Below are 213 nucleotides of genomic sequence, written 5' to 3' on the forward strand. Positions count from 1 at the left end.
AGACTTTATCACAGCATAATAATAATGCAAGGCAATATCAACGGTATCTATGCTCACAAGGCATCAGAAGATAAGGCCTTATATAAAAGGATAGTTTTATTATTCTTTTTATTAAGTAGTTCTCTTATTATAAACGCTCAGAGTAAGCTAAACAGATTTTTAGCACCGAGCGATACGCTCGACATAGCTCGTCGCAATACGGTTGTAACTACT

At 35.2% G+C, this 213-nt stretch carries 1 pseudogene; it reads left to right on the forward strand.

What is annotated here, in order from left to right:
• Nucleotides 1–24: 24 nt before the first annotated feature.
• A pseudogene (locus ACRHOC_RS15875) lies at nt 25–213 on the forward strand (hypothetical protein); the annotation flags it as partial.

Source organism: Winogradskyella poriferorum, from assembly GCF_050618035.1.
GTDB classification, from domain to species: Bacteria; Bacteroidota; Bacteroidia; order Flavobacteriales; family Flavobacteriaceae; genus Winogradskyella; species Winogradskyella poriferorum_A.